Origin of the sequence: Mycobacterium colombiense (assembly GCF_001953985.1) — a bacterium.
GTDB classification, from domain to species: domain Bacteria; phylum Actinomycetota; class Actinomycetes; order Mycobacteriales; family Mycobacteriaceae; genus Mycobacterium; species Mycobacterium colombiense_B.
The window spans coordinates 1-1332 of record NZ_MBEI01000052.1 but is presented as its reverse complement, the minus strand read 5'-3'; the positions used below and the strand labels follow the sequence as shown (position 1 = coordinate 1332).

1 protein-coding gene is annotated in these 1332 nt (G+C 62.8%); it reads left to right on the top strand.

What is annotated here, in order from left to right:
- The first annotated feature begins 75 nt into the window (after positions 1 to 75).
- Positions 76 to 1263: an IS481 family transposase gene (locus A5732_RS14370; RefSeq protein WP_076102563.1), complete on the top strand. Its 1188-nt coding sequence runs from the start codon at positions 76 to 78 to the stop codon at positions 1261 to 1263.
- The last annotated feature ends 69 nt before the right edge of the window (positions 1264 to 1332 follow it).

Here is a 1332-nt window from a genome sequence, read left to right as displayed (position 1 = left end):
CTATGTCGGGTGATGCCTGACAGTGTTTCGGCTGATGGTTGACAGTTACTTCGGTTGATCCTTGACACTCCCTAGATGAGGGAGTTGAGCGTGGCCGAGCAGCGGTATCAGGCCGTGATGGCGGTAATCAGTGACGGATTGTCGATCTCGCAGGTCGCCGAGAAGGTTGGGGTGTCGCGCCAGACGCTGCACTCGTGGTTAGCCCGCTATGAGGCCGAGGGTCTCGACGGGCTAACGGACCGGTCGCATCGGCCGGTGAGTTGTCCGCATCAGATGCCGGCGGTGGTGCAGGCCGCGGTGTTGGAGCTGCGGCGGTCGCGACCCTATTGGGGGCCACGGCGGTTGGTGTTCGAGCTGGCCAAGCGCAAGGTGTCCCCGCTGCCCTCGGAGTCGGCGGTGTATCGGGCCTTGGTGCGCGCCGGATTGATCGACCCGACGTTGCGCGATCGGCGTTCGCGGAGGTGGAAGCGCTGGGAACGCGGTGCGCCGATGGAGCTGTGGCAGATGGACATCGTGGGCGGGTTCCCGTTGGCCGATGGCACTTCGGCCAAGGCGTTGACCGGCGTGGATGATCATTCACGGATGTGCGTGTGTGCGCGGTTGATGGCCCGTGAACGCACCCGCGCGGTCTGCAACGGGTTGCGTGATGCGCTGTCTCGTTACGGGGTGCCTGAGCAGATCTTGACCGATAACGGCAAGGTGTTCACCGGCCGGTTTTGTCATCCCCCGGTCGAGGTGCTCTTTGATGCGATCTGCCGCGAAAACGGTATCGAGCACCTGTTAACCCAGCCGCGAAGTCCGACGACCACAGGCAAGATCGAACGGTTTCACCGCAGTTTGCGCGCGGAGTTCCTCAGCAGTGCAGCACCTTTCACGAATCTGAAGACAGCGCAGCGGGCCCTAGACGAATGGGTGGATGACTACAACACCACCCGGCCGCACCAGGCGTTGAAGATGGCCACACCGGCGCAACGCTTCGGCGCCGGCGCACCAGCCTTATCCCCGTCGACATCGAAAAGCACGCATACCGAACGTGGCGGAGATGACTGGGTCAGTCGCCGGGTCACCACCAACGGGGTGGTGTGCGTGGCCCGCCAGCAGGTCAGCATCGGCCGCTACTACGCCGGTCAACGCTGCGATGTCCACGTCGACGGCGAGCTGCTGCGGTTCTGGATCGGCGATCAATTAGTCAAAACCGCAGCCCGCCGCACCACCCTCGAGGTACGAATCAAACGGGCCATGCGCACCGGCGCATCGACCTAAACCACAACACCGAGTGTCAAGGATCAACCGAAACAGAAACGTAAACCATCAACCGACTCTGAACAGGGG